3 protein-coding genes are annotated in these 1,066 nt (G+C 58.3%); all 3 read left to right on the top strand.

The features are described 5' to 3' along the window. Positions 1–108 precede the first annotated feature (108 nt). Positions 109–354, top strand: coding sequence for a hypothetical protein (locus WD823_RS03160; protein WP_368428036.1), 246 nt, complete (start codon positions 109–111; stop codon positions 352–354). Between the two features lie 75 nt (positions 355–429). Beyond that, positions 430–627 carry a hypothetical protein gene (locus WD823_RS03165; protein WP_368428037.1) on the top strand — a complete coding sequence of 66 codons (198 nt, stop codon included), beginning with the start codon at positions 430–432 and terminating at the stop codon, positions 625–627. After that, entirely contained in the window at positions 620–880 is a 261-nt protein-coding gene (locus WD823_RS03170) for a type II toxin-antitoxin system RelE/ParE family toxin (protein WP_368428038.1), read from the top strand. Before WD823_RS03165 ends, WD823_RS03170 begins: the two co-directional genes overlap by 8 nt. Positions 881–1,066 lie beyond the last annotated feature (186 nt).

Here is a 1,066-nt window from a genome sequence, read left to right on the forward strand (position 1 = left end):
TATGAGGCGGCTCAGAGGTGGGGCATGTGATAATGAAAGACCTGACCCCTACTTTCCTAATTCCGAGCCGGAAGGCGACACGCGACTACATGGAGATGGACGAGCCAGATGAAAAGACTTGATCGTTACGAACGCGACATCTTAAGTGCCTACGAAAAGGGTGTGCTGGTTTCTGCGCATCCCACAAGGGCACAACTCAACGCCTTCCGCGAAGCTGCGCGCGCTACCTTCATAAAGAGCCGCCGCGTGAACATCCGCCTGTCCGCGGCGGACCTGTTGGACATTCAGGCCAAGGCGTATGAGGAGGGTGTGCCGTATCAAACACTCATCGCCCGCAAGCGGGCGGCGCGTTAGCCGGGACGTTAAAGGGCAAAAAACGCGACTGGGGTATACTTTCCGTGAACCTCAAATTGGATACTTGCTATGAACATGCCCGGGATTGAATTTCTCATCGATCGCAAAGGTCGTAAGAAGGCCGTGTTGATCGACCTCAAGAAGAATAAGGGTCTGTGGGAGGACCTTTTCGACGCATATGTCGCACATCGTCGGCGCAACGAACCTCGCGAGTCATTGGCTCGGGTCAAAAGCATGATTGAGGGAAAGGCGAAGCGTAAAGCACGTGGCTGAGTGCTCTGTTGTCTTTGCTCGCTCTGCGAGCAAAGAATTGCGAGCGCTCGATTCACCTGTGGCCCTTCGACTTCTAAAACGCATCGAGACCCTGGCTCAGGACCCTCGGCCCACTGGGGTGGTAAAGCTGGAAGGTGCAACGGATCTTTGGCGCGTCCGTGTTGGGGAGTGGCGAATCGTGTACCGAATAGCAGACCGCGAACGCCTGGTTGACATCGTGGCTGTTCGCCACCGTCGTGAAGCCTACCGGTAAATGCTGCCCTTTAACCGCGCGTTCGACGGCGACGCGCAAGAGCGGCGCGCGCCGTCAACGCGAACGTTGCACGAGCCCGGCTGCGCCGGGGGAGGCGGGCGAGGGTTTGTGATGTAAGCGTGAACGCGGGGCGTGCGTTGTAGGCGGACCAGAGGATCTGCCCGCAGTGCCAGGGGCTCGCCACCG

The organism is Sulfuricaulis sp. (assembly GCF_040901545.1).
Lineage (GTDB): Bacteria > Pseudomonadota > Gammaproteobacteria > Acidiferrobacterales > Sulfurifustaceae > Sulfuricaulis.

Bases quoted from the DNA above. Each gene is read 5' to 3' on its own strand.
- WD823_RS03165 (WP_368428037.1), top strand. From the start codon at position 430: ATGCCCGGGATTGAATTTCTCATCGATCGCAAAGGTCGTAAGAAGGCC.
- WD823_RS03160 (WP_368428036.1), top strand. From the start codon at position 109: ATGAAAAGACTTGATCGTTACGAACGCGACATCTTAAGTGCCTACGAA.